General features: G+C 58.3%; 27 protein-coding genes. 11 read left to right on the top strand and 16 right to left on the bottom strand.

From position 1 onward, the window contains the following. Positions 1-2: 2 nt before the first annotated feature. Both lolB and ACODS3_RS19275 read right to left on the bottom strand, forming a co-directional pair. Positions 3-620, bottom strand: a complete 618-nt coding sequence (gene lolB, locus ACODS3_RS19280) for a lipoprotein insertase outer membrane protein LolB (RefSeq protein WP_201020059.1) — start codon at positions 618-620, stop codon at positions 3-5. Positions 621-624: 4 nt separating this feature from the next. After that, positions 625-2,352: a tetratricopeptide repeat protein gene (locus ACODS3_RS19275; protein WP_201020058.1), complete on the bottom strand. Its 1,728-nt coding sequence runs from the start codon at positions 2,350-2,352 to the stop codon at positions 625-627. A 226-nt stretch (positions 2,353-2,578) separates the two neighbouring features. Between ACODS3_RS19275 and hemA the strand changes: the two genes are divergently transcribed. The 6 genes from hemA to ACODS3_RS19245 all read left to right on the top strand — a co-directional run bounded on the left by hemA (position 2,579) and on the right by ACODS3_RS19245 (position 7,974). Continuing rightward, on the top strand, positions 2,579-3,856 hold the full coding sequence (gene hemA, locus ACODS3_RS19270; RefSeq protein WP_201006503.1) for a glutamyl-tRNA reductase: 1,278 nt from the start codon (positions 2,579-2,581) through the stop codon (positions 3,854-3,856). Continuing rightward, positions 3,853-4,935, top strand: coding sequence for a peptide chain release factor 1 (gene prfA / locus ACODS3_RS19265; protein WP_489035768.1), 1,083 nt, complete (start codon positions 3,853-3,855; stop codon positions 4,933-4,935). The genes hemA and prfA overlap by 4 nt, the downstream gene beginning before the upstream one ends. Further along, the gene (gene prmC / locus ACODS3_RS19260; RefSeq protein ID WP_201020057.1) at positions 4,936-5,772 is read left to right on the top strand and encodes a peptide chain release factor N(5)-glutamine methyltransferase; all 837 of its coding nucleotides are present in this window, start codon (positions 4,936-4,938) and stop codon (positions 5,770-5,772) included. It begins immediately after the preceding gene. Beyond that, the gene (locus tag ACODS3_RS19255) at positions 5,766-6,530 is read left to right on the top strand and encodes a molybdopterin-synthase adenylyltransferase MoeB (RefSeq protein ID WP_201020093.1); all 765 of its coding nucleotides are present in this window, start codon (positions 5,766-5,768) and stop codon (positions 6,528-6,530) included. The genes prmC and ACODS3_RS19255 overlap by 7 nt, the downstream gene beginning before the upstream one ends. Beyond that, complete coding sequence (gene murI, locus ACODS3_RS19250) at positions 6,523-7,338, top strand: glutamate racemase (RefSeq protein WP_201020056.1); 816 nt, start codon at positions 6,523-6,525, stop codon at positions 7,336-7,338. Before ACODS3_RS19255 ends, murI begins: the two co-directional genes overlap by 8 nt. A 117-nt stretch (positions 7,339-7,455) precedes the next feature. Beyond that, positions 7,456-7,974, top strand: coding sequence for an acyloxyacyl hydrolase (locus ACODS3_RS19245; protein WP_201020055.1), 519 nt, complete (start codon positions 7,456-7,458; stop codon positions 7,972-7,974). A 111-nt stretch (positions 7,975-8,085) separates the two neighbouring features. Here the strand turns inward: ACODS3_RS19245 and ACODS3_RS19240 are convergent, their stop codons facing one another. From ACODS3_RS19240 to ACODS3_RS19185, 12 genes are all read right to left on the bottom strand, one after another. Next, positions 8,086-8,385 carry a YkgJ family cysteine cluster protein gene (locus ACODS3_RS19240; protein WP_201020092.1) on the bottom strand — a complete coding sequence of 100 codons (300 nt, stop codon included), beginning with the start codon at positions 8,383-8,385 and terminating at the stop codon, positions 8,086-8,088. 11 nt (positions 8,386-8,396) lie between these two features. Then, entirely contained in the window at positions 8,397-8,912 is a 516-nt protein-coding gene (locus ACODS3_RS19235; protein ID WP_201020054.1) for a DUF2878 domain-containing protein, read from the bottom strand. After that, positions 8,905-10,176 (bottom strand): class I SAM-dependent methyltransferase, encoded by a 1,272-nt coding sequence (locus ACODS3_RS19230; protein WP_489035765.1) that lies wholly within the window; start codon positions 10,174-10,176, stop codon positions 8,905-8,907. The genes ACODS3_RS19235 and ACODS3_RS19230 overlap by 8 nt, the downstream gene beginning before the upstream one ends. Further along, positions 10,160-10,963, bottom strand: coding sequence for a DUF1365 domain-containing protein (locus tag ACODS3_RS19225; protein WP_201006510.1), 804 nt, complete (start codon positions 10,961-10,963; stop codon positions 10,160-10,162). The genes ACODS3_RS19230 and ACODS3_RS19225 overlap by 17 nt, the downstream gene beginning before the upstream one ends. Further along, positions 10,960-12,207, bottom strand: a complete 1,248-nt coding sequence (locus tag ACODS3_RS19220; protein WP_201020051.1) for an NAD(P)/FAD-dependent oxidoreductase — start codon at positions 12,205-12,207, stop codon at positions 10,960-10,962. Before ACODS3_RS19220 ends, ACODS3_RS19225 begins: the two co-directional genes overlap by 4 nt. Further along, on the bottom strand, positions 12,204-12,992 hold the full coding sequence (locus ACODS3_RS19215) for an SDR family NAD(P)-dependent oxidoreductase (protein ID WP_201006512.1): 789 nt from the start codon (positions 12,990-12,992) through the stop codon (positions 12,204-12,206). Before ACODS3_RS19215 ends, ACODS3_RS19220 begins: the two co-directional genes overlap by 4 nt. Next, complete coding sequence (locus tag ACODS3_RS19210; protein WP_201006514.1) at positions 12,989-13,411, bottom strand: nuclear transport factor 2 family protein; 423 nt, start codon at positions 13,409-13,411, stop codon at positions 12,989-12,991. The genes ACODS3_RS19215 and ACODS3_RS19210 overlap by 4 nt, the downstream gene beginning before the upstream one ends. Next, positions 13,404-14,852 (bottom strand): deoxyribodipyrimidine photo-lyase, encoded by a 1,449-nt coding sequence (phrB, locus tag ACODS3_RS19205; RefSeq protein ID WP_489035761.1) that lies wholly within the window; start codon positions 14,850-14,852, stop codon positions 13,404-13,406. The genes ACODS3_RS19210 and phrB overlap by 8 nt, the downstream gene beginning before the upstream one ends. A 10-nt stretch (positions 14,853-14,862) precedes the next feature. Then, entirely contained in the window at positions 14,863-15,771 is a 909-nt protein-coding gene (locus ACODS3_RS19200; protein ID WP_201006518.1) for a MerR family transcriptional regulator, read from the bottom strand. A gap of 3 nt (positions 15,772-15,774) precedes the next feature. Further along, entirely contained in the window at positions 15,775-16,737 is a 963-nt protein-coding gene (locus tag ACODS3_RS19195) for a YbgA family protein (RefSeq protein ID WP_201020049.1), read from the bottom strand. 135 nt (positions 16,738-16,872) lie between these two features. Next, the gene (locus ACODS3_RS19190) at positions 16,873-17,088 is read right to left on the bottom strand and encodes a TIGR02450 family Trp-rich protein (protein ID WP_201020048.1); all 216 of its coding nucleotides are present in this window, start codon (positions 17,086-17,088) and stop codon (positions 16,873-16,875) included. Then, positions 17,085-18,071, bottom strand: a complete 987-nt coding sequence (locus ACODS3_RS19185; protein ID WP_122321095.1) for an NAD(P)/FAD-dependent oxidoreductase — start codon at positions 18,069-18,071, stop codon at positions 17,085-17,087. Before ACODS3_RS19185 ends, ACODS3_RS19190 begins: the two co-directional genes overlap by 4 nt. 301 nt (positions 18,072-18,372) lie before the next feature. On the opposite strand from ACODS3_RS19185, the gene ACODS3_RS19180 reads away from it, so the two are divergent. Both ACODS3_RS19180 and hemH read left to right on the top strand, forming a co-directional pair. After that, complete coding sequence (locus ACODS3_RS19180) at positions 18,373-19,275, top strand: TIGR01777 family oxidoreductase (RefSeq protein WP_122321097.1); 903 nt, start codon at positions 18,373-18,375, stop codon at positions 19,273-19,275. Positions 19,276-19,288: 13 nt separating this feature from the next. Further along, entirely contained in the window at positions 19,289-20,314 is a 1,026-nt protein-coding gene (gene hemH / locus ACODS3_RS19175) for a ferrochelatase (protein WP_201020046.1), read from the top strand. Positions 20,315-20,374: 60 nt separating this feature from the next. Here the strand turns inward: hemH and ACODS3_RS19170 are convergent, their stop codons facing one another. Both ACODS3_RS19170 and upp read right to left on the bottom strand, forming a co-directional pair. After that, the gene (locus ACODS3_RS19170; protein ID WP_201020045.1) at positions 20,375-21,640 is read right to left on the bottom strand and encodes a uracil-xanthine permease family protein; all 1,266 of its coding nucleotides are present in this window, start codon (positions 21,638-21,640) and stop codon (positions 20,375-20,377) included. Positions 21,641-21,644: 4 nt separating this feature from the next. Further along, the gene (gene upp / locus ACODS3_RS19165) at positions 21,645-22,283 is read right to left on the bottom strand and encodes a uracil phosphoribosyltransferase (protein ID WP_201006531.1); all 639 of its coding nucleotides are present in this window, start codon (positions 22,281-22,283) and stop codon (positions 21,645-21,647) included. A 208-nt stretch (positions 22,284-22,491) separates the two neighbouring features. Between upp and ACODS3_RS19160 the strand changes: the two genes are divergently transcribed. The 3 genes from ACODS3_RS19160 to ACODS3_RS19150 all read left to right on the top strand — a co-directional run bounded on the left by ACODS3_RS19160 (position 22,492) and on the right by ACODS3_RS19150 (position 23,972). Next, positions 22,492-23,049 carry a hypoxanthine-guanine phosphoribosyltransferase gene (locus ACODS3_RS19160; RefSeq protein ID WP_200986450.1) on the top strand — a complete coding sequence of 186 codons (558 nt, stop codon included), beginning with the start codon at positions 22,492-22,494 and terminating at the stop codon, positions 23,047-23,049. A gap of 87 nt (positions 23,050-23,136) precedes the next feature. Next, a complete protein-coding gene (locus ACODS3_RS19155; protein ID WP_201020044.1) occupies positions 23,137-23,619 on the top strand; it encodes a hypothetical protein in 483 nt (160 codons plus the stop codon). Between the two features lie 65 nt (positions 23,620-23,684). Beyond that, positions 23,685-23,972, top strand: a complete 288-nt coding sequence (locus ACODS3_RS19150) for a PA4642 family protein (RefSeq protein ID WP_200986448.1) — start codon at positions 23,685-23,687, stop codon at positions 23,970-23,972. Positions 23,973-23,988 lie beyond the last annotated feature (16 nt).

Below are 23,988 nucleotides of genomic sequence, written 5' to 3'. Positions count from 1 at the left end.
GTTCATTGCCCCAGTTTGCGAGGCTGCCAGTCCTTGATGACTAGCGTGACATCCAGATCCTGGCCATGCAGCTTGATGCGCTCAGGCAGCCAGTAACCGTTCTGTTCGATGTAACTGAGGTATTCCACCTGCCAGTCATCCTGTTCAAGGCTGGCCAGTCGGCTGTCGTCATCCAGTGTCAGGCGGCTCTTGCTGTCGGGGGCGGGAAGGCCGCGCACCCACCAGACGAGATGGGAAACCGGGAGTTTCCAGCCCAACTGGTCTTGCAGAAGGGTTTCCGGCGTTGTCGCTTCGTAGCGGCCCTGGTTGGCCACTTCAAGGCTTACGCCGCCAGGACGACCCGTCAGGCGTGCCGCACCGCGTCCCAAAGGGCCGGAGAGGCGAATGTCGTAATAATCCTGGCGTTGCAGCCAGAACAGGGTGCCGCTGCCGGAATCCCTGGGGGCCCGAATACCGACCTTGCCGTTGATCTGCCAGCCGTCGAGGCTGCTCAGTTGTTGTTTGTGCTCGCGCCATTGCGCTGAGTTGCCCTTGCCCTGAAGGGCTTCTCGGGAGGTCATGCCGGCGCAGCCGGCAAGCAGGGCGATAAGGCTGAATACGATTACATGGCGCAAAAACATAACGTCAAAGATTCTCTGATCCGGTCAGGCGCAGCAGTGTGCCACGCAGAATAGGGCTGTCAGGTTGCTGTTCAAGGGCTTTGCCCCAGACTTTACGGGCTTCACGCTGTTCGCCTTTGGCCCACAGGACTTCGCCCAGGTGAGCGGCAACTTCGTGGTCCGGGAAGCGTTCGAGTGCCATGCGCAGCAGGCGTTCGGCTTCGTCCAGGTTCCCCATGCGGTAATTGACCCAGCCCAGGCTGTCGAGCACGGCCGGGTCATCGGGAGTCAGGCTGTGGGCCTTTTCGATCAGTTCCCTGGCCTCGGCATAGCGGGTCGTACGATCCGAGAGGGTATAACCCAGAGCATTCAGGGCCATGGCGTTTTCCGGCTCGCGTTTGATGATCGCCCGCAGGTCTTTCTCCATCTGCGCCAGATCATTACGCTTTTCCGCCAGCATGGCGCGGGTATAGAGCAGGTTCACATCGTCCGGGTATTGCTTGAGCGCCTGATTCAGTACTTGCCAGCCGCGATCGGGCTGATTGTTGCTGGTCAGGGTTTCGGCTTCGATCAGATACAGCTGGATCGCGTAGTCCGGTTGAGTATCGCGGGCTTCGGCGAGGCGTTTCGAGGCTTCGGCGGCGTTGCCGTTGCTCATCAGAATGTCACTCTGGCGAAGCTGGGCAGACAGGAAGTCACTGCCCGGCCCGACCTGTGCGTATTCGGCAAGAGCGCTTTGCGGATCATTGCGCTCTTCGTGGATGCGGCCCAGGTTCAGGTGAGCGGAGTCGACATGTGCGCCTCGCTCCACCAGCTCTTCCAGATAACCGGCTGCTTCGTCCCACGCCTTGGCTTCCAGGCAGACCAGTGCCAGCGAGAAACGCAGCTCGTCGTCATCGGGATATTGCTGCAGAAGGCTGGAAAACTGCACCTTGGCATCTTCCATGCGGTTCTGTTCGACCAGCATGCGGGCGTAGGTCAGGCGCAGGCGTTTGTCTTCGGGGTATTTCTTGAGGCTTTTTTCCAGGATCGGCAACCCTTCCTTGCCGCGACCCATGCCTTGCAAGAGGCGTGTACGCAGCAGGATTGGCGCGATTTCGCCATCCTTTGGCGGGTTGTCTTCAAGCAGGCGCAGGGATTGCTCGGAGTCACCGTTCTGCTGAAGCAGCAGTGCCTTGCCGAAAATCAGCTGGCCATTGCTCGGGTACTTGCCCAGCAACCGGTCGAAGCTCTTGAGCAGGCCGTTGCGGGTATCAGTGTCGGTTTCCGCTGCGGAGAGCGCCAGAAAGTCGAAATGCGTATCGCCCTGGCCCTGCAGGACCTTCTCCATATACATCATGGAGTCGTCATAGCGTCCGGAGCGTGCCAGCTGAATCGCGGCAGCCCTTTGCGCTTCCAGGTTGGTCGAGTCGTTGCGTGCCCAGATCATGGCGGTATCCAGAGCAGCCTGGTCGGCCCCCAGATACTCGGCTATGCGATAGGCGCGCTCGGAAACGCCCGGGTCCTGGGTCTTGATCGCCTGAGTGACGTAATTATCCAGCGCAATATCGAAACGGTTGCGTTGGCCGGCCAGCTCGGCGCTCAACAGGCTTACCAGGGTTTCCTGAGTGAACGAGCCATAGACCAGCGGCTTTGCTTCAGGCGCGGGAGGAGTGTCTTTCTGTGCAGTCACAGGTTGCTGTGAGACGGGGGCCATGGACTGGCAGCCGCCGAGAAAGACAAGGGCAAGGAACAACGCGGAGGATCTAGTCATATATAAGAAAGGCGGCTTACCTGCGGTTTGGAGCATCATGACACAAGGATGTTGGCAAAACCCACCACCCGTGGAAAAACTACTGCAACAGCGGTTTTGGAGGCGTCGCCGGCCTCAAGAGGGGCCTGCAACGAGCGATTCTAGTGGGACAATAATATGCAGTGGTTGTTCTGAGCTTATTGAAGTAGGACAATTGCTGGCTTCACGTCACCACCAGCGACCCTGAATGGCCTTCCTTGCTCTAGGTATTAACCATAAGACTGCCTCGGTCGACGTTCGCGAGCGCGTTGCATTTACGCCGGAACAGTTGGTCGAGGCCTTGCAGCAGCTTTGTCGTCTTACCAGCAGTCGCGAAGCCGCGATTCTCTCGACGTGTAACCGTAGCGAGTTGTATATCGAGCATGACCAGCTCGCAGCTGACAGCATTCTGGCGTGGTTGGCGGACTATCACCAATTGAGTCTGGATGAATTGCGCGCCAGCGCCTACATACATGAAGACGATGCTGCCGTGCGTCACATGATGCGCGTAGCGTCGGGGCTGGACTCTCTGGTACTCGGAGAGCCGCAGATTCTCGGGCAGATGAAGTCGGCCTATGCGGTTGCCCGTGAGGCCGGAACCGTTGGTCCGTTACTCGGGCGCCTGTTTCAGGCCACGTTCAGTGCGGCCAAGCAGGTTCGTACCGACACGGCCATTGGTGAAAACCCGGTATCGGTCGCATTTGCCGCCGTCAGCCTGGCAAAACAGATTTTCAGCGATTTGCAGCGCAGTCAGGCGTTGCTGATCGGCGCGGGCGAGACCATCACTCTGGTTGCCCGGCACCTGCGTGACCTGGGCGTCAAGCGTATCGTGGTCGCCAACCGGACTCTGGAGCGTGCCAGCATCCTGGCCGCCGAGTTTGGAGCCCATGCGGTACTGCTTTCGGATATCCCGGCAGAACTGGTCAACAGCGATATCGTGATCAGCTCTACAGCCAGCCAGTTGCCGATTCTGGGCAAGGGCGCTGTTGAAAGTGCTTTGAAGCTGCGCAAGCACAAGCCGATTTTTATGGTGGATATCGCTGTTCCGCGCGATATCGAACCTGAAGTCGGTGAGTTGGACGACGTTTACCTGTATAGCGTCGATGATCTGCATGAAGTGGTCGCTGAAAACCTCAAGAGCCGGCAGGGTGCTGCCCTGGCGGCTGAACAACTGGTCAGTATTGGCGCCGACGACTTCATGTCCCGTCTGCGCGAGCTGGCGGCAGTCGATGTGCTGCGTGCCTATCGTCAGCAAAGCGAGCGGCTGCGCGACGAGGAACTGAGCAAGGCGCAGCGTATGCTGGCCAACGGCAGCAATGCAGAAGAAGTATTGATTCACCTGGCCCGTGGCCTGACCAACAAACTGCTGCACGCTCCAAGCGTTCAGCTTAAAAAGCTGTCTGCCGAAGGCCGCGTCGATGCGCTGGCCATGGCTCAGGAACTTTTTGCCCTCGGTGAGGGCTCGACGGATAAACCTTCGCAATGAAAGCTTCACTGCTCAATAAGCTGGATGTGCTCAGCGACCGTTTTGAAGAATTGACCGCGCTGCTTGGCGATGCGGAAGTTATCAGCGACCAGACCAAGTTTCGCGCCTATTCCCGTGAGTACGCGGAAGTAGAGCCTGTCATCGAGGCTTACAGACAACGCATCAAGGTTCTGGCCGATCTGGACGGTGCGCAGGCTCTGCTCAAGGACAGCGACCCGGACATGCGGGAAATGGCGGTCGAAGAAGTCCGTGAAGCCAAACAACAGTTGCTGGAACTTGAGGCGCAGTTGCAACGCATGCTGCTGCCCAAGGACCCGAACGACGGCCGTAACGTGTTTCTGGAAATCCGTGCGGGCACGGGCGGTGACGAGGCGGCGATCTTCTCCGGCGACCTGTTTCGCATGTACTCGCGTTATGCCGAGCGTCGTGGCTGGCGTGTGGAAATCCTGTCGGAAAACGAAGGCGAGCATGGCGGCTATAAAGAAGTCATCGCCAGGGTCGAAGGCGAAAATGTCTACGGCAAGCTGAAATTCGAGTCCGGTGCCCACCGCGTACAGCGTGTGCCCGAGACTGAGTCCCAGGGGCGTATCCATACCTCGGCCTGCACCGTGGCGGTATTGCCCGAGCCTGACGAGCAGCAGGCCATCGAAATCAACCCGGCAGACCTGCGCATCGACACCTATCGCTCTTCCGGTGCCGGTGGGCAGCACGTCAACAAGACCGACTCGGCCATTCGCATTACCCACTTGCCATCGGGTATTGTCGTGGAGTGTCAGGAAGAACGTTCGCAACACAAGAACAGAGCCCGGGCAATGTCCTGGTTGTCTGCCAAACTGAATGATCAGCAGACCAGCGCCGCTGCCAATGCCATCGCCAGCGAGCGCAAGCTTCTGGTGGGGTCGGGTGATCGTTCGGAGCGTATTCGCACCTATAACTTCCCTCAAGGGCGAGTGACGGATCACCGTGTCAATCTGACGTTGTATTCACTGGATGAAGTTCTGGCCGGTGGGGTCGATGCAGTGATAGAGCCGCTACTCGCTGAATATCAGGCTGATCAACTTGCGGCACTGGGTGAGTAAATGACCATCATCGCCAGCTTGTTAAGAAGCGCTGAACTTCCCGACTCACCAACGGCGCGACTGGATGCCGAGTTGCTGCTGGCCGCTGCCCTGGGCAAGCCGCGCAGTTTCCTGCATACCTGGCCCGAGCGCATTGTCAGCACCGAAGCGGCGCTGACTTTTGCGGGTTACCTGCAACGCAGGCGTACCGGTGAGCCCGTGGCTTATATCCTGGGCCAGCAAGGCTTCTGGAAGCTCGACCTGGAAGTCGCGCCCCATACATTGATTCCACGTCCCGAAACCGAAATGCTGGTTGAAGCGGCGCTGGAACTGATCCCGGCTTTTGCCCCCGCTCAGGTTCTGGACCTGGGGACCGGTAGCGGGGCGATTGCCCTGGCGCTGGCCAGTGAGCGTCATCAGTGGAAGGTGACGGCCGTGGACCGTGTGCTTGAAGCCGTCGCTCTGGCAGAACGTAACCGACAGCGCTTGCAACTGGACAACGCCGTGGTGCTTAACAGCCATTGGTTCAGCGCGCTGGATCAGGAGAAGCAGTTCGACCTGATCATCAGTAACCCGCCTTATATCGCTGACGCCGATCCGCATCTGGCTGCCGGTGATGTTCGCTTCGAGCCGAGCAGCGCACTGGTTGCCGGCACCGATGGCCTGGACGACCTGCGAGCCATTATCCAGCAGGCTCCGGCGTATCTGCGCAACGGCGGCTGGTTGTTGCTCGAACATGGCTATGACCAGGGGGCCGAAGTGCGGAACCTGCTCACCGCCAGTGGTTTCGATCGGGTGCAGACCCGGCGTGATCTGGGCGAGCACGAGCGCATTACCTTCGGATGCCTGCTGTGCTGAGTGACCAGGAACTGCTGCGTTACAGTCGGCAGATCTTGCTGCAACACGTCGATATCGATGGGCAGATGCGGCTCAAGAACAGCCGTGCGCTGATCGTCGGTCTTGGTGGCCTTGGTTCGCCAGTGGCGCTGTATCTGGGCGCTGCCGGGGTTGGTGAGTTGCATCTGGCCGATTTCGACAGCGTCGACCTGACCAACCTGCAACGCCAGATCATTCATGACAGCCAGAGTATCGGGCAGGCCAAGGTGGATTCAGCCATGGCACGTCTGACGGCCATCAACCCTGAAGTGAAACTGGTCGCTTATCGTGCCGCTCTGGATGCCGACTCGCTGAGCGCAGCAGTGCAAGGCGTGGATCTGGTACTTGATTGTTCAGATAACTTCTCGACCCGCGAAGCCGTGAATGCGGCCTGCGTCGCAGCAGGCAAGCCCCTGGTCAGCGGCGCTGCGATCCGCCTCGAAGGCCAGTTGTCGGTGTTCGACCCGCGCCGCGCCGAGAGCCCTTGCTATCACTGCCTGTACGGTCACGGCAGCGAAGCCGAACTGACTTGCAGTGAAGCTGGCGTCGTCGGTCCTCTGGTGGGCCTGGTCGGCAGCCTGCAAGCCCTGGAAGCCTTGAAGCTGCTGGCGGGTTTTGGCGAGCCTCTGGTCGGCCGCCTGTTGTTGATTGATGCCCTGACCACTCGTTTCCGGGAGCTGAAGGTCAAGCGTGATCCGGCATGTGGTGTGTGTGGCGCTGCCAGAGGCAAGCATGACTGACGCTCGCCCGCCTTATAGCCGTAGCGCGCCGGTCGGGGTATTCGACTCTGGAGTGGGCGGGCTTTCGGTACTCACCGAGATTCGCCAGCTTCTGCCCAACGAGTCACTGCTGTATGTCGCGGACGGCGGTCATATTCCCTACGGCGAAAAGAGCCCGGAATTCATCATTCAGCGCTGCCTCACGATTGCCGGTTTCTTCCGTGAGCAAGGTGCCAAGGCGCTGGTGCTGGCCTGCAACACCGCGACAGTGGCAGGCGTTGCGCAGATACGTCAGCGCTACCCCGACTGGTCCATCGTTGGTATGGAGCCTGCGGTCAAACCGGCCGCTGCCGCGACTCGCAGTGGTGTAGTGGGAGTTCTGGCGACAACTGGCACTCTGCAAAGCGCCAAGTTCGCCGCTTTGCTCGACCGATTCGCCAACGATGTGCGGGTCGTTACTCAACCCTGCCCGGGATTGGTGGAGTTGATCGAAACCGGTGATCTCCTCAGCCCGACCATTCGCCAATTGCTCTGGACTTATGTCGAGCCACTGCTGCTTGAAGGCTGCGACACCATCATTCTAGGCTGTACTCACTACCCGTTTCTCAAGCCGCTGCTGCGCCAGATGATTCCCGATTCCATCAGCCTGATCGACACTGGCGCCGCTGTAGCCCGGCAGCTTCAGCGTCTTTTGGCACAAGCCGACCTCCTTGCCACGACTCCCGGGTGCGAAACGTCCTACTGGACGAGTGGTAATCCAAATGATTTCAAAAAAATTCTGCCAGCTCTATGGCAAAGCGCTGGCAGTGTGCGAAGCTTAGGTTTGTAAAAAAATCGTGAAAAAAGCTTTTGGGGGCTGAACCAACGCTTTGCTGCTGCTTTCTATAGTGCGTCTGCCAAGTTTCCAGCACTTTCTAACAACTACCATATGAAATGGATGTTTCTTATGAAGCGACTCTTTTGTTCGGCCGTGGTATCGGCTGTTCTCGCAGGGCAAAGCTCTCTGGCACAAGCCGATGGCGTTGAGTTTTCGGTAGGTCATACCAGCCAGTCGACGATGACCTATCGTCTGGGCGTGCAGTTCGATTGGGATAAAAGCTGGTTGAAAAGCGATATAGGTCGCCTGACCGGTTATTGGGATGGCGCCTACACGTATTGGGATGGAGACAAGCGCTCCAGCAATAACAGCCTGTCGTTTTCGCCAGTGTTGGTTTACGAGTTTTCAGGACAGAGTGTGAAGCCTTACATCGAGGCGGGGATTGGTGTTTCGGTTTTCTCCAATACTCAAGTTGAAGACAACAAGCTGGGCTCGGCTTTCAACTTCGAAGACCGCATCGGTTTTGGTCTGCGCTTTGCGGGCGGGCATGAAATCGGCATTCGCGCCACTCACTATTCCAACGCTGGCATCAAACAGCCGAACGACGGGATAGAAAGCTACGCTCTGCATTACAAGATGCCGTTCTGATAGTGAACGACCAGGCGGGGGAGAATTTATTCGCGACAGGCCGCTACATTCGATACCTATCCATCGTTTGCCATGCCGTCTCGCGAATGAATTCGCTCCTACCCGCCGCCCTCAGAGATAAGCCGTCGCAATTCCCTGCCGTTCGTTCATGCACTCTTCTGCACCTGCCTCAAACTCTCGGCATATAAGCGGGCGTTTTTCGTAGATGGTACACATCATGGTGTTGCGATCCAGCGCCGCGCACCAGCCGTCCTCCAGGCGCAGCATGACTTCGCCGCCCCACTCATCGGTATCGATATAGCGCTCGGGCACGCCTGTGTCGGTGATGAGCATGACTTCCAGCTGGCAGCAGCAGGCCGCACAGGTCGAGCAAGTGACTGCCGGCTCGCTTGGAATCGGTGTCAGAGTGATGAGCGCGGATTTCAGTGGGGGGCTCCGGTGGGTCTGTTGATAAGTGGATGGGTAGCCAGTCGCTGAAGCAAGGGAAAGATGACGGCCCAGACCGCGCCCAGTATCAAGAGACTTGGCCACAAACCCAGTGGAAGCTGGGCTTGCGCCAGTTGCGAGCCTGCATAGTACGACATCGGGCCGCCAATTGCGCCGAGCAGGCTGGCTCGCCACCAAGGGGTGGCGGTCCAGGCCAGGCAGTGATTGAGCGTGGTTGCCAGGACTGCCCAGAGTAATACCAGCCACAAGGGAATCAGTGGGCCATCGGTGCCGAAGTCCAATACCCCCAGATTCATCAATGCACTGTCGAGCAGCGTGCCCAATACGGTTACGGCCAACAGCAATCGGCCCTCGCTCGTCCAGGAACTTGTCCACAGCAGATGTATTGCCAGCACACCGGCTGCAATCAGCAGCCAGTAGCTGTTGCCGCCCAGCACGCAGGCGAACCAGCCGATCTGGAACAACAGCGCATTGGCGACGGTTTTAAGCATCGAAGAGCCCAAGCACCGGTGCGCGCAAGGCCTCGGGTTTGGCCAGCAGCAACTGCGCGGTGCCGATGGTCCGCTCTAGAAAGCCGCCCTCGCAATAGCACAGATAGAATTCCCACAGGCGCAGGAAGTATTCGTCGTAACCCAGGTCCAGCAAGGCGCTGTGGGCCTGCTTGAAGTTGTCGTGCCACATGCGCAGGGTGCGGGCGTAATGCAGGCCGAAATCCTCCATGTGCAGCAGGTTCATGTCGGTGTCACCGCCGACGATTTCCAGCATCTTCTGGACCGACGGCAAGGCGCCGCCGGGGAAGATGTAGCGCTGGATGAAGTCCACACTGCTCTTGGCCTGTTCATAACGCTGCTCGCGAATCGTGATGGCCTGCAAGAGCATCAGCCCGTTGCTCTTGAGCAGGTGCGAACACTGTTTGAAATAGGTCGGCAGAAACCTGTGGCCCACGGCCTCGATCATTTCGATGGACACCAGCTTGTCGTACTGGCCGGTAAGGTCGCGATAGTCCTTGAGCAGCAGCGTGACGCGATCCTGCAAGCCCAGTTGTGCCAGGCGCTGTTCGGTGTAGGCGAACTGCTCTTTCGAGAGTGTCGTGGTCGTGACTCGGCAGCCGTAATGCTGTGCGGCATAGATCGCCATGCTGCCCCAGCCCGTGCCGATTTCCAGCAGATGGTCTTCGGGCTTGAGGGCCAGTTTCTGGCAGATACGCTCCAGCTTGTTCAACTGGGCCTTTTCGAGGGTATCGTTCTCGCTCAGAAACTGTGCTGCGGAATACATCATCGTCGGGTCGAGAAACTGCTCGAACAACTGGTTACCCAGGTCGTAATGAGCGGCGATGTTTTTCTGCGAGCCCTTGCGCGTATTGCGGTTGAGCCAGTGCAGGCCCTGAATCATAGGGCGTGTCAGGCGCGCAATGCCGCCCTCCATGGCATCGAGCACTTCAAGATTGCTGACGAACACCCGAACCACTGCCGTCAGGTCCGGCGTGCTCCAGTAGCCATGGATAAAGGCTTCGCCCGCACCAATGGAACCGTTGCTGGCAACCATGCCCCAGACCGCGGAATCGCGGATATGGATTTCCCCCTGGATCAGCGCTCCGGCCTTGCCGAAGACATGGCGTTCAGGGCCGTCGTTGACCACCAACTGGCCGTTGCGCAATTTGCTCAGTTGGCGCAACACGCCCCGGCGCAGAAAACTGGCTGTCAGGTTGTGGGCACCCAGATTGGCAGAAAAACCACTACTACTGATGTTTTTCATCACGTCGATCCTTGGGTTGCGGCGTGCCTGTACGGTATTCACCGTCAGCAGTCTGATGATTGAAAATCGGGATGCGCTTGAGAAACAGGCGTATGGCCTGCCAATAGATCGCAAGGCAGGTCTTGGCAGTCATCCATGGATAGGCAAGCAGATAGCGATGCAGTGTCTGACGATTGAGCTTCTGCCGACTCAGGTTGAGCGTGGCGTCGAACACTTTCAGCTCGCCTTGCCAGTCGGCCATATGCACACCGATTCTCTCGGCGGGCTGGCTGAAACTCATGCGGTATTCGAGATCACGGGGCAGAAAGGGCGACACATGAAACGCCTTGGCCACGGCAAAGTGCTGATGACCTTCGCCATTGGCAGGCAGGACATAGTGATACCGCTCGCCCCAGGGCGTATTGGTGACTTCGCACAGGATGGCGGCCAGTGCTCCGTCGATTTCATGGCAGTAGAAAAAACTCACCGGGTTGAAAGACAGGCCCCAGCTGCGAGCCTGGGTCAGCAGGCAGACCCGGCCCAGCGGCATATGCCCCAGCGCTATTGCGACTCGCTCGCGTACCGCTTCGATCAGGGGTACGCCGCGTCCGGTCAGTTCCGGCAAATAATCATGTTCTCTGAATGAAAACGGTGAAAAGCGTCTGTCTCCGGCCAGCGGTGACAGGTTGAGTACGGCGTCCTGCTCGTCCAGATCCAGATAGAGCAGGCCGATTCGATAGTTGAATTCGTGGGCTCTGGGCGCAAAACGCCGATGAGTGATCCAGCCGCTGTAAAGGGCGCTGTTCACAGCGCTTCCCCAAAGGCCTGGGCCACGCGCAGGCCGCTGACCACGCCGTCTTCATGGAAACCGTTGGCCCAATAGGCGCCGCAGTACCAGGTGTTTTCAACGCCGTTGATTTCCTGCCAGCGCTCCTGGGCTGCAATGGCATCCAGGCTGTATTGCGGATGGGCGTAGCGATAGCGGCCGAGGATTTTATCCGGGTCGATGGCGCTGGTCTGATTCAGGCTGACGCAGAACGTGGTGTCGCTTTCGATCCCTTGCAGGATGTTCATGTCGTAGGTGACGGCGGCCAGTTGCTGCTCTCCGCCACCAAGGCGGTAGTTCCAGCTGGCCCAGGCCAGTGAGCGTTTGGGCAGCAGTCGTGTGTCGGTGTGCAGAACCACGTCATTTTCGGCATAACGCAGAGCGCCGAGAATGTCCCGTTCGTGCTGTGAGGGCTGGGCCAGCAGTTGCAAGGCCTGATCGCTGTGGCAGGCGAAGATCACTTTATCGAAGCGCTCACTGCCTGCCGCGCTGTGCAGGGTGACGCCCTCGCTGTCACGCTCTACCCGATGCACAGGGCATGACAGGCGAATGCGGTCTTTGAACGAAGCCGTCAGCGGTTCGATATAACTTCTGGAGCCACCTTCAATCACACACCACTGGGGACGGTGAGTGACAGAAAGCAGCCCGTGATTCTTGAAGAAGCGCACGAAGAATTGCAGAGGGAAACCCAGCATGTCCGCCAGTGACATCGACCAGATTGCCGCGCCCATGGGCACGATGTAATGGTCGATGAAGCGCTGGCCGTAACGGCCGTTTTTCAGGTATTCGCCAAGCGTCGTGTCGGCCGCGATGCGCTGGTTTTCCAGGTCGGCCACGGACTGGCGATTGAAGCGCAGAATATCGCTCAGCATGCCCCAGAACTTTGGCGACAACAGATTGCTGCGCTGGGCGAACAGGCTGTTGAGGTTATTGCCGTTGTATTCGACGCCGCTGCGCGGGTCATGCACCGAAAAGCTCATTTCGGCCGGCTTGAATGCCACGCCCAGCCGGCCTAGCAATTTGATGAAGTTCGGGTAGGTCCAGTCATTGAAGACGATAAAGCCGGTATCGATCGCATAGGCACGGCCAGCGACCTGCACATCCACGGTATGCGTGTGGCCGCCGATCCAGTCCGACGCCTCGAACACCGTGATGTCATGGGAGCGATTGAGCACGTAGGCGCTGGTCAGGCCTGAGATACCGCTGCCAATGATGGCGATCTTCATTGAGCGTCCTTATTCGAGGTCGGGGGGCGTGCCATGTGTTTGCAAAGGGCGAATCTTGCCCGGGCTGGCAACATGGCCAGCAAGCGCAGGCTGAAAATGAAAGGGCCGGGGAAGGCGATTTCCAGTGGGCGTTTGGGGCTGTTCAGTCTTTTGGCGATGTAGTGTGCTGCCTTGTCGACAGGCCAGCGCATGGGCATCGGAAAATCGTTTTTTTCAGTCAGCGGCGTTTCGACGAAACCCGGGCTGATCACGGTGACGTCAATGTTTTCGCTGGCCAGGTCCAGGCGCAGTGATTCGAACATGTAGCGCAGGCCGGCCTTCGAGGCGCCGTAGGCTTCGGCTCGGGGCAGCGGCAGGTAAGTCACCGCGCTGGCGACGCCAGCCAGATGTGGTTTTGTACCTTTGCGCAACAAGGGCAGTGCTTCCTGGATGCAGAAGCTGCTGGCCAGAAGGTTGGTGCGAATCACCCGCTCCACCAGTGCTGCATCGAAGCTTTGTGCGTCAATGTACTCACAGGTCCCGGCATTGAGGATGGCCGTGTCCAGTGCTCCCCATTCCTGTTCGATACGATCGCCCATGTGCCTGACTTGCTCGCCATCGGTGATATCGCCGGTTACCAGCAGGACCTGGCCGGGGTAACGCTGCGACAAGTCCTGCAAGGGCTCAAGGGTTCTGGCGGTCAAGGCCAACTGGTTTCCTGAGTCGAGCAGCTCTTTTGCCAGTGCCAGACCAATACCGCTGCTTGCACCCGTCAGCCAGATGCGACGTGCGTACGAAGTCTTCATGCCAACCTCTTTTTCAGCCAGGCAATCAAGCCTCCCATGATGGGGAGGTGTTCATAGAGCAATGCACCGGCGTCGAAGTAGTCTCTATGCCGGTAAACCTTTTCGTGCCAATGCAGGTGCGAACAACCTTCGACTTTGATAAGCCGTCCCCTGTTCAGGCGTGGGTGTGAATAACTCATGGTCCAGGTCAGATAGCCTTCACCGGGCCTGACTTCATCGAAGTGATGGAAGTCGAAATGCAGCGCGCTGACATTGCTGTAAAGCTGAGCGAAGTAATCCTGCATGGCCGCCAGACCCTGGATATGGTGCATCGGGTCTGTGAATGACACGTTGTCGCTATAGAGCCCGGCCACTCGCTCAAGGTTGTCCTTGTTCAGCGTTGCGAAGTCATGGGCGAAGCGTTGCAGGAATTCACTCATGGAGCGGGCCCGCTGCTGGCTGGCGATGGGGCAGGGCCTTGAAGGCGGCCAGCGCCCGTGCGCGGCTTTTGCTCAGGTCGACAATCTGTTCGGGATAGTCTTTTACGCCGAACAGGCCACCGACGAGGGACGGGTCATGCACTTCTTTCTTGTTGAGGCTGGCCAGTTCCGGCAGCCAATGCTTGATGAAGCGCCCTTCGGGATCGAATTTTTCCGATTGCGACAAAGGGTTGAAGATACGGAAGTAGGGTGCCGAGTCTGTGCCAGTGGACGAACTCCACTGCCATCCGCCGTTATTGGCCGCCAGGTCACCATCGATAAGGTGACGCATGAAAAAGCGCTCGCCTTCACGCCAGTCGATCAACAGGTTCTTGGTCAGGAACATCGCAACGACCATCCTTAGTCGGTTATGCATCCAGCCGGTTTCCAGTAACTGGCGCATGGCTGCATCAATGATGGGCAATCCGGTGCGGGCTTCCTGCCACGCGGCCAGTTCGGTTGGAGCGTTACGCCATTTGACGGCTTCGGTTTCCGGGCGGAATGCGCGATGGCGTGAAACGCGAGGGTAGCCTACAAGAATGTGTTTGTAGAACTCCCGCCACAGCAACTCGTTGATCCAGGTCACGATCCCGGTATTACCGGTTTCAAATTCCCCGTTATTGCTCATCAGGGCTGCATGCAGGCATTGGCGTGGAGAAACCACGCCGGCTGCCAGATAGGCCGACAACTGGCTGGTGCCAGGTTTTGCCGGGAAATCGCGTTCGCTCTGGTAGTAGCGGATCTGATCGTCGCTGAAGGCAGCCAGGCGTCTGAGCGCTTCGTTTTCACCGGCAGGCCAGAGTTCTCGCAGCGTTTTGGAGGGCGTTGTAAAGCCTTCGACCTGATCAGGTACCGCATCGCTTTTGATCGATAACGGTTGCTGGGCCTTCGGTGCGCGAATGAGGTGTGGCATCGCTTCGTGCAGGCGGGCGTAGCAGACCTTGCGGAACTGGCTGTAAACCTGAAAGTAGCCGCCGGTCCTGGTCAGGATGCTGCCAGGCTTGAACAGCAGTTGATCCAGATAGCTGCTGAAATGAACACCGGCGTTTTCCAGTGCATGGCGTACGGCCTGATCGCGTTTGCCTTCATTGATGCCGTACTCCTCATTCGCATGTACGCCTTCGACGCCATGCTCGGCGCAGAGCTGCAACAACACTTCAGGGGCTTTGTCCCAGGTATCTGCATCACGAATCAGTAGAGGGACATTCAGATCGCCCAAGGCTTTTTCCAGCTCGACCAGATTGCGTAGCCAGAAATCGACCTTGCAGGCTGCGTCGTCATGGTTCTGCCATTGAGTCGGGCTGATCAGATACACAGCCAGCGCAGGACCCTGCTCCATGGCAGCGGCCAGGGCGGTATTGTCGTGAACGCGCAAATCGCTACGCAGCCAAAACAGTTGCATGTGAAATCCTTTAAATGAGTCCGAGCCTGTTCAATTCGATCTGTGCGCTGAGCGGGTCCTGAGCAAGGGTCAATCCTGTGACCTCGTTCGCACATACGAGCAAATCGGCGTTATGGATCTGTACCGTTGGTCCGCTCAACACGATCGGGCAGGAAATATTGCTCAGTAGCCTTGGCAGTTGAGTCGGGTTCAGCGATTTGCTGGAGTAGAGCAGGACGCCGCGTGGTTGCAGGTATTCGGTGGCCAGTGCCAGCTCACCGTTTGGCAGCGGCCAGTCGAATACTTCCACGGGGCAGTCGGCGCTGCTGACCAGCCAGGCCACGAGCCATAGATGCGGCTCAAGCGGCAGGTCGGACTGATTCACCAGCAGCAACGGCTTGCCGTTGAGTTGCCGGTTGTTGTGGTAGATACGTGCGCCAAGCTTGCTGCGTAGCCACGAATAAAAGAACACACGCTCCATCTGCGCGCCGAACTTGCCCTGCCAGCGCTTCTCCAGCTCGGCCAGCAGCGGCAGCAACAATTGCTCACACAAGGTTCGTGGCGGATACAGCGACATGGCCTGATTGAAAACATCGTCGACCCGGCGTTCGGCCAGTTCACCGATGGCCTGCAACAGCGTCTGGTGCAGGGCATCCCAATCATTGCCGGGCGTGAAGCTTTCCGGCTGTTGTTCATCGATCAAGGCTTTGACCTGACTGACGGATACACCGCGATTGAGCCAGGTCAGAATCGTCATCACCCGCTGTACATGCTCGTGGGTATACAGGCGATGTCCCTTGGCAGTGCGGTGGGGCACGATCAACCCGTAGCGTCGTTCCCAGGCCCGCAACGTGACGGCGTTGACCCCGGTCTGACGTGCAACTTCACGGATCGGCAGCCAGTTGTCTGGCTCATGCGCCTCTTGGTTTGTATCGTTCATGGTTCAGATCGCATTACGCAGGCTCAGTTTTTCCGGATGCGGCTGCATGTAAACCTGCAGCGCAATATACGGATCAGGATGTTGGCGGAAGTGGTGCTTGAGCAGGGTCAGCGGCACGATCAAGGGCACGACGCCTTGATGGTATTGAGTGATCAATTGCTGGATTTCCTGCTTGTCCTCAGTGTCGAGGTGGTGTTTGAGGTAGCCACTGAGGTGTTGGAGGACGTTGGTGTGGGTGCGGCGGGTGGCGCATTTTTTAAGTGCCGCCATCAACTGGCTGAAATAGCGCGGTGCAATCTCGTTCGGATCGCTACGGCCCATGCTGCCCAGCATGTTGCCCAGCACTTTGTACTGCTCGGGATTGCTGGCCATGAGCTGATATTTGTAGCGCGAATGAAATTGGCTCAAGGCGCGACGTGTCACGCCCTCTTTGAGCAGTTGCTGCCAGGCCGCGTAGGCGAATACCCGCGTGACGAAGTTTTCCAGTAACACGGCGTCGTTGAGTCTGCCGTCTTCTTCTACAGGCAGGTCGGGGTGTCTGGCGCAGAAGGCCTGGGCATAGATACCGCGTCCACCGCCATCGACGGGCGCGCCGTTTTCTCGATAGACCTTGACCCGCTCCAGGCCGCAGGACGGTGATTTCTGCATGAAAATGTAGCCACAGATATCGCCCAGCTCGGTCGCCATGTGCAGCCCGTAATCAGCCAGCGCCGTGGTGACATTCAGGTCGCTGTTGACCGTGCCGACGGCCTGGGGATTTTCGGGGTCGCCCACCAACCGGATCGGTTCACGGGGAATCCCCATGCCGATGGCGACTTCAGGGCAGGCCGCAACGAAATCGAAATACTCGCTCAGCGCCCGCGTACAAAGACGAGATTCTTTATGACCGCCATTGAAACGAACCTCAGCGCCCAGCAGGCAGGCACTGATACCCAGTTTTGGCTTATCGATCACAGGCGCTGACATCACAAACCTCTACGCAAGACTTATACAGACCAAGAAGTCTGTACAACTTGTGTCATCATAGGTTTGTAGCTGTACAAGTCAAATTCTTTGTACAAGAATTTACAGGCGGCGCTTATTCACAAGGCAGACGCAGGCTCATTTCCAGCCCATGCGCCACACTTGCGCATTCTGTAGCGTCTGCCATGGCAATCGCTCGCTGCGGTGAGTCATCACGGCTTGCAGTTCTATCTCCAGCACCGTGCCTTCCTCATCCTTGAACAGCTCGGTCACCAGAAAGTGCTTTTCGCGGTTGAGCGGGACTGCTGCGGTCCATTTCGACAGCAGCAGCTTGCGGGGATTGATGGTATTCACTTGAGGTGTTCAAGCAGGCGGCGTGCGGCTTCCTGGCCGCTGAGCCATGCGCCTTCGACACGACCGGACAAGCACCAGTCGCCACAGACATAAATGCCCAGGTCAGCATCGGAGAGTGCGCCCCATTCATGCGAGCCGGCAGGTCGTGCATAGAGCCAGCGGTGCGCCTGGCTGAATACCGGAGCTGGCATCGGGCAGTTGATCAGTTCGGCGAATGCGCCATGCAGATGCTCGATGACTTCCTCTTTGGGCATGTCCAGATGTTGTCTGCTCCAGTTGCTGGTGGCATGCAGAACCCAGGTGTCGAGCGTGTCGTCACGTTGGGGTTTACTGCGATTGCGGGCCAGCCAGTCGAGGGGGCTGTCTTGTACGAAACAGCCTTGCATCGGAGTTTGCAGGGGAGTTGCGAAAGCCAGGGCCACGGCCCAGGTCGGGTCCATTTTCACGCCGGTGACCACGCTTGCCAGTTTCGGTGCCGCCGCCAGCAGTGTCGTTGCCTGAGGCGCTGGCAGGGCGATGACCACATGGCTGAAAGGACCGTGGCTGTTGCCTTCGGCATCTTGCAGGTTCCAGTGATGTTCGCCGCGAAAGACTTCGGTGATGCGGCACGAGAATGTCACGGGCAGATCGCTCAGCATGGCGCGGGTAATGGCGCTCATGCCTGGCGTGCCGACCCAGCGCACCTGTTCGTCCGGCGACGGGCTGAGCCTGCCACCATGGAAGTTGTAGAGCGAGGGAGTCCATTCGGCCACATAGCCCTTGGCTTGCCACTGATTGACGGCTGCTACGAAGCGGCGATCACGGGCGGTGAAATACTGCGCGCCCATGTCCAGAGAACCTGCCTCACTTCGCTTGCTGGACATTCTTCCGCCGCTGCCGCGGCTTTTATCGAAAAGATGTACGTCATGCCCGGCAGATTTGAGTGCCTGGGCAGCAGAGAGTCCGGCGATACCGGTACCGATGATTGCGATAGGTACAGTCATAGGGGCCTCGTTACCTTGTCTGCACAGACTACGCCGTAGTTAAAACCTGTACAATCTCCGTTTTTGGTATAACTTGCAGTCGTTCTCGATTTTACTGCCTGGTCAACTGCAACCTGTTCGGTCAAAGACGGTCAGTCTGTTGCTTGTAGACAATGGGCCAACTGCCCGGGGTGGGCAGTAAAGCTCCAATTCATTCAGGTGTGGCCTATTGTTCAGCAAAAGGTTTTGCTTTTGTGGATAAGCCAGACCTATAAAAAATAGACTACTCAATTGCCCCGAACGCCACGCGAGGTAACCTGCCATGCACATATTGCTGACCGGCGGTACTGGTTTGATAGGACGAGCGCTCTGTCGATTCTGGTCTGCGCAAGGCCATCAGTTGACAGTCTGGAGCCGCCGACCCGCTCAAGTGCCTGAACTCTGTGGGCCGTCGGTGCGTGGGATTGCCCGTCTGGATGAGTTGGGTGAGCAATCGATCGATGCCGTCATCAACCTCGCGGGTGCTCCGATAGCTGACCGTCCCTGGACTCGCAAGCGCAGGTTGCTGCTGTGGAGCAGTCGCATTGGTCTTACCGAGCAACTGCTGGCCTGGCTGGAGGGACGGCAGCAAAAGCCCGAGGTGATGATTTCCGGTTCCGCGGTCGGCTGGTATGGCGATGCGGGTGAGCATGAACTGGATGAAACCTCCCGGCCAGCCAAGGAAGACTTCGCCAGCCAGTTATGCACCGCCTGGGAAGAAACCGCTCAACATGCAGAGGCCCTGGGCATTCGAGTGGTTCTGGTGCGTACCGGTCTGGTGGTGTCCGAGCAGGGCGGTTTCGTGAAGCGCCTGCTGCTGCCCTTCAAGCTCGGCCTGGGTGGCCCGATAGGCAATGGTCGGCAATGGATGCCCTGGATTCATATCGACGATCAAATCGCGGCGATTGATTTTCTGTTGAACCGCAGTGATGCCCGAGGTCCTTATAATCTCTGCGCGCCAACGCCGGTGCGTAATCGCGAATTTGCCAAGACCCTGGCGGGCGTCCTTCACCGGCCAGCCTTCATGCCTTTGCCGGGGTTTGCGTTGCGTGTGGCGCTGGGTGAGCTGTCTGTTTTGCTGCTGGGTGGTCAACGAGCCCGGCCAGCCCGTTTGCTGGAGGCGGGTTTTACCTTCCGGTTTACTGATCTGCGCGCCGCCCTGAGTGAATTTTCGGGCCGCCATTGAAATAGGATTTTGCATGACCGATCACGCGCTGTTGCTGGTCAATCTGGGTTCGCCTGCTTCTACAGCAGTGCCGGACGTACGCCGGTATCTCAACCAGTTCCTGATGGACCCTTACGTCATCGACCTGCCGTGGCCGGTTCGCAGGCTGCTGGTTTCGCTGATCCTGATCAAGCGCCCGGAGCAGTCTGCCCATGCCTATGCGTCCATCTGGTGGGATGACGGTTCGCCGCTGGTAGTGCTGAGCAAGCGCTTGCAGGAGGCCATGAAAAAGGAGTGGACGCAGGGGCCGGTTGAACTGGCGATGCGTTATGGCGAGCCCTCCATCGAAACGGTACTGACGCGCCTGGCAGGGCAGGGCATCAAGAAGGTGACTCTGGCCCCGCTTTATCCACAGTTTGCGGATAGCACCGTCACGACCGTGATCGAAGAAGCCAAGCGTGTGGTGCGGGCCAAATCGCTCGCAATGGAGTTCTCGCTGCTGAAACCTTTCTACGATCAGGACGAGTACCTCGATGCCCTGGTGGAAAACGTTCGTCCGCACTTGCAGCAGCCCCACGATCACCTGCTGCTGAGTTTTCACGGCCTGCCGGAAAGGCACCTGACCAAGCTCGACCCTACCGGCAACCACTGTTTCAAGAATGAAAACTGCTGCATGACCGCGCCGCCGGAAGTGGTCGCCACCTGCTATCGCGCACAATGCCTGCGCTCAGCTGCGGCCTTTGCACAGCGCATGGGCATTCCTGACGGTAAATGGTCGGTGTCGTTCCAGTCGCGTCTTGGGCGTGCCAAGTGGATTGAACCCTACACCGAAGCGCGCCTTGATGAGCTGGCAGCTCAGGGCGTGAAAAAGTTGCTGGTGATGTGCCCGGCATTCGTGGCCGACTGCATCGAGACACTGGAAGAGATCGGTGATCGCGGAGCGGAGCAATTCAAGGAGGCGGGCGGTGAAGAGCTGGTGCTGGTGCCCTGCCTGAATGACGACCCGAACTGGGCCAGGGCCTTGAACCGGATGTGTGAAAAAGCACCCTTGATGTCGTAGGAGCGAATCGGGCGGCGCTCCGCTCATTCGCGAATGAATTCGCTCCTACGCGGGTTATGGTTATGGCAGTTGCTTGTTCTTCCAGCTGTCATTGCCCGGCAGGATCAGGTTCAGGGCGATGGCAGTAATGGCGCACAGGGCGATGCCCTTGAGGCCGAAGTCATCGGGGCCGTTGCCGGTTCCGATCAGCACTCCGCCAATACCGAACACCAGGGTCACCGAGACGATCACCAGATTACGCGCCTCGGACAGATCGACCTTGTGTCGAATCAGGGTGTTCATCCCCACCGCAGCAATCGAACCGAACAGCAGGCACAGAATCCCGCCCATGACCGGCACCGGAATGCTTTGCAGCAGTGCGCCGAACTTGCCGATAAAGGCCAGGGCGATGGCAAAGATCGAGGCCCAGGTCATGATGGCCGGGTTGTAGTTCTTGGTCAGCATCACCGCGCCAGTCACTTCGGCATAAGTGGTGTTGGGCGGGCCACCGAACAGGCCGGCTGCTGTCGTGGCGATCCCGTCGCCAAACAGGGTGCGATGCAGGCCAGGTTTTTTCAGGTAGTCGCGTCCGGTCACGCTGCCCACCGCGATCACACCGCCGATATGTTCGATGGCCGGAGCCAGTGCCACCGGGACAATGAACAGGATGGCCTGCCAGTTGAACTCCGGTGCGGTGAAGTGCGGCAGTGCCAGCCAGGGCGCGGCGGCAATCTTCGCGGTATCCACCACGCCAAAGTAGAACGACAGCGCAAAGCCCACCAGTACGCCGGAAATGATCGGCACCAGACGGAAAATACCTTTGCCGAACACCGCCACGATCAGTGTGGTCAGCAAGGCTGGCATCGAAATCAGCATGGCGGTCTTGTAGGGGATCAGCTCGGCACCGTCACCCGATTTGCCCATCGCCATGTTGGCGGCAATGGGGGCCATGGCCAGGCCGATAGAGATGATCACCGGGCCGATAACCACCGGTGGCAGCAGGCGGTCAATGAATCCTGTGCCTTTGATTTTCACGGCCAGGCCCAGGAAGGTGTAGACAAAACCTGCCGCCATCACGCCACCCATGGTCGCAGCCAGGCCGAACTGGCCTTTGGCGAGAATGATCGGAGTGATGAAGGCAAAGCTCGATGCCAGGAATACCGGCACCTGACGACCTGTCACCATCTGGAACAGCAGCGTGCCCAGGCCAGCAGTGAACAGCGCCACGTTGGGATCGAGCCCGGTAATGAGTGGCATCAGCACCAGGGCGCCAAAGGCCACGAACAGCATTTGTGCGCCGGAAAGAACCGTACGCCACAGTGGATCGTTGAATTCGGACTGCTTCATCGAATTATGCGTCCTTTTGCTTGGTGCCGAAAATCTTGTCACCGGCATCACCCAGGCCAGGAATGATGTAGCCGTGTTCGTTCAGACGTTGATCGATGGATGCGGTGTAGATAATCACGTCCGGGTGAGCCTTCTCCACCGCCGCGATGCCTTCGGGGGCCGCCACCAGAACCATGGCGCGGATTTCCTTGCAACCGGCTTTCTTGAGCAGGTCGATGGTAGCGATCATCGAACCGCCTGTCGCCAGCATCGGGTCGATGATCATCGCCAGACGCTCGTCGATTTCCGGAACCAGCTTTTCCAGATAGGTGTGGGCTTCCAGTGTTTCTTCATTGCGGGCCAGGCCTACGGCGCTGACTTTTGCGCCCGGAATCAGGCTCAGCACGCCGTCGAGCATGCCGATGCCGGCACGCAGGATCGGCACGACGGTGATTTTCTTGCCCGCGATCTTCTCGACCTGAACGGTGCCGCACCAGCCTTCGATGTCGTAGCTTTCCAGCGGCAGGTCTGCGGTGGCTTCATAGGTAAGCAGTGCGCCGACTTCCTGTGCCAGCTCACGGAAATTCTTGGTGCTGATATCTGCGCGGCGCATCAGACCGAGCTTGTGGCGGATCAGCGGATGACGGATTTCACGAATGGGCATAAGAAAAGGCTCCAGCAGGGGGCAAAAAAACGGCCTAGATTAATCTATTCAGCTGTGACTGTCTTACAGCGCATGCAGTATCGTCACGCAAGGTGTGAATCCTTGCCTTCGGGCGGTACTCGCAACGTTAGTCCATAATCGCTTGCCCTGAATGGACGGGATGCGTACCTTTGCCCGCTTTTCTTAAACTGCCCATCTGGAGAGCTTTATGTCCGCTGATCTCGAGCATATCCGTCAAATCATGCGCGAGGCCGATTGCCTCTACACCGAGGCTGAAGTCGATGCTGCCATCGCTCGCGTCGGAGCGCAGATCAACGCTGAACTGGCCGACCGCAACCCTGTTGTATTCTGTGTGATGAATGGCGGCCTGATCTTCTCGGGCAAACTGCTGACGCATCTGAACTTCCCGCTGGAAGCCTCTTACCTGCACGCGACCCGCTATCGCAACGAAACCACTGGCGGCGACCTGTTCTGGAAAGCCAAGCCGGAAGTCTCGTTCATTGACCGTGACGTGCTGATCATCGACGACATCCTCGACGAAGGTCATACCCTGGGTGCGATCATCGACTTCTGCAAACACGCAGGCGCTCGTGCCGTACATACGGCGGTTTTGATCGACAAGGATCACGACCGCAAGGCTCGCCCTGACCTGAAGGCCGATTTCGTTGGCCTGCCATGCGTGGACCGTTATATCTTCGGCTACGGTATGGACTACAAAGGTTACTGGCGCAATGCCGCCGGGATCTATGCTGTCAAAGGGATGTAATTGTCGTTGCGGCAGGAATGCCTTCATATAGAGGTATTCCTGCGCTGTGACGCAGGAATGATCGTTGGTTTTTCAGGGAAGTTCTGAATGAAGTTATCGATTTCTGGCGCCATGGCGCTGGTGATGGTCTGTGGCCTGACACCGGTTCACGCTGAACCCATGCATGGCCAGTACCTGCCTCCCGATGATCTGAGCCTGCGCGCCGGTGCGCCGGAGCAGCAACAGTTATTGCAGATAACCGAATATTCGGTAGTCCTCGGCAATCAACGCCAGTCCAGTCAGCAGCCGATTCCCATTACGTCGCCGATGTTGCTGCGTCTCAAGGGCAAGCCGCTGAACAAGGGGGCGACCATTTCCGAAGTGTTCATTCACTTCGATGCCGAAAGCAAGAGCCTGAAAAAACCGACCTACGATGAGCCATCACGCACCTTGACGCTCTATTACCCGGTCAACCAGTACCGTGCCGTGGTGGACTTGCTACGCAGTGAAAAGGTTTATTGCCAGTTCCTGGTTTATGCCAACGGCCATGTATGGGCCGATCTGCATACTGCGGTGCTACGTGCGCGTTGAGCCTCGCACACGCCAAGGGTAAACTGCCCGCCCGTGAAAGTGTCTGCGACCAGTTGGAGCCCGCAATGCGTAAAGATAAGAAGCAGTTGATTGGGGACGAGATCGGCGACGAGCAGATCAAACTGTTCCTGAACTTCGAGCCGTACGATGCCACCTCGCCGTCGCTGCACAAATTGATCAAGGCCTACCGTGGCCTGCGGATCGATGACTTCGAGCGTTTTCTGGTGTTCTTCAAGGAAGCCGGTCACGACCTGGATGGCAAGGACGAGCACGGTAATGATTTCGTTGCCTTGATCAAGGATCAGCGCAACGCTGAAGACTATATCGAGCTGATTGCCCAGGCTCGCGGCTGATCCTCCCTGTTCGCGA

It is taken from the genome of Pseudomonas sp. FG43 (assembly GCF_057809175.1).
This window is presented reverse-complemented; position numbering and strand designations above follow the sequence as displayed.

What these genes read in the sequence shown, in the direction of transcription:
- lolB (WP_201020059.1), bottom strand. Translation starts at nt 620, where the DNA reads ATGTTTTTGCGCCATGTAATCGTATTCAGCCTTATCGCCCTGCTTGCC.
- ACODS3_RS19275 (WP_201020058.1), bottom strand. Translation starts at nt 2,352, where the DNA reads ATGACTAGATCCTCCGCGTTGTTCCTTGCCCTTGTCTTTCTCGGCGGC.
- hemA (WP_201006503.1), top strand. Translation starts at nt 2,579, where the DNA reads ATGGCCTTCCTTGCTCTAGGTATTAACCATAAGACTGCCTCGGTCGAC.
- prfA (WP_489035768.1), top strand. Translation starts at nt 3,853, where the DNA reads ATGAAAGCTTCACTGCTCAATAAGCTGGATGTGCTCAGCGACCGTTTT.
- prmC (WP_201020057.1), top strand. Translation starts at nt 4,936, where the DNA reads ATGACCATCATCGCCAGCTTGTTAAGAAGCGCTGAACTTCCCGACTCA.
- murI (WP_201020056.1), top strand. Translation starts at nt 6,523, where the DNA reads ATGACTGACGCTCGCCCGCCTTATAGCCGTAGCGCGCCGGTCGGGGTA.
- ACODS3_RS19245 (WP_201020055.1), top strand. Translation starts at nt 7,456, where the DNA reads ATGAAGCGACTCTTTTGTTCGGCCGTGGTATCGGCTGTTCTCGCAGGG.
- ACODS3_RS19235 (WP_201020054.1), bottom strand. Translation starts at nt 8,912, where the DNA reads ATGCTTAAAACCGTCGCCAATGCGCTGTTGTTCCAGATCGGCTGGTTC.
- ACODS3_RS19230 (WP_489035765.1), bottom strand. Translation starts at nt 10,176, where the DNA reads ATGAAAAACATCAGTAGTAGTGGTTTTTCTGCCAATCTGGGTGCCCAC.
- ACODS3_RS19220 (WP_201020051.1), bottom strand. Translation starts at nt 12,207, where the DNA reads ATGAAGATCGCCATCATTGGCAGCGGTATCTCAGGCCTGACCAGCGCC.
- ACODS3_RS19215 (WP_201006512.1), bottom strand. Translation starts at nt 12,992, where the DNA reads ATGAAGACTTCGTACGCACGTCGCATCTGGCTGACGGGTGCAAGCAGC.
- ACODS3_RS19210 (WP_201006514.1), bottom strand. Translation starts at nt 13,411, where the DNA reads ATGAGTGAATTCCTGCAACGCTTCGCCCATGACTTCGCAACGCTGAAC.
- phrB (WP_489035761.1), bottom strand. Translation starts at nt 14,852, where the DNA reads ATGCAACTGTTTTGGCTGCGTAGCGATTTGCGCGTTCACGACAATACC.
- ACODS3_RS19200 (WP_201006518.1), bottom strand. Translation starts at nt 15,771, where the DNA reads ATGAACGATACAAACCAAGAGGCGCATGAGCCAGACAACTGGCTGCCG.
- ACODS3_RS19195 (WP_201020049.1), bottom strand. Translation starts at nt 16,737, where the DNA reads ATGTCAGCGCCTGTGATCGATAAGCCAAAACTGGGTATCAGTGCCTGC.
- ACODS3_RS19185 (WP_122321095.1), bottom strand. Translation starts at nt 18,071, where the DNA reads ATGACTGTACCTATCGCAATCATCGGTACCGGTATCGCCGGACTCTCT.
- ACODS3_RS19180 (WP_122321097.1), top strand. Translation starts at nt 18,373, where the DNA reads ATGCACATATTGCTGACCGGCGGTACTGGTTTGATAGGACGAGCGCTC.
- hemH (WP_201020046.1), top strand. Translation starts at nt 19,289, where the DNA reads ATGACCGATCACGCGCTGTTGCTGGTCAATCTGGGTTCGCCTGCTTCT.
- ACODS3_RS19170 (WP_201020045.1), bottom strand. Translation starts at nt 21,640, where the DNA reads ATGAAGCAGTCCGAATTCAACGATCCACTGTGGCGTACGGTTCTTTCC.
- upp (WP_201006531.1), bottom strand. Translation starts at nt 22,283, where the DNA reads ATGCCCATTCGTGAAATCCGTCATCCGCTGATCCGCCACAAGCTCGGT.
- ACODS3_RS19160 (WP_200986450.1), top strand. Translation starts at nt 22,492, where the DNA reads ATGTCCGCTGATCTCGAGCATATCCGTCAAATCATGCGCGAGGCCGAT.
- ACODS3_RS19155 (WP_201020044.1), top strand. Translation starts at nt 23,137, where the DNA reads ATGAAGTTATCGATTTCTGGCGCCATGGCGCTGGTGATGGTCTGTGGC.
- ACODS3_RS19150 (WP_200986448.1), top strand. Translation starts at nt 23,685, where the DNA reads ATGCGTAAAGATAAGAAGCAGTTGATTGGGGACGAGATCGGCGACGAG.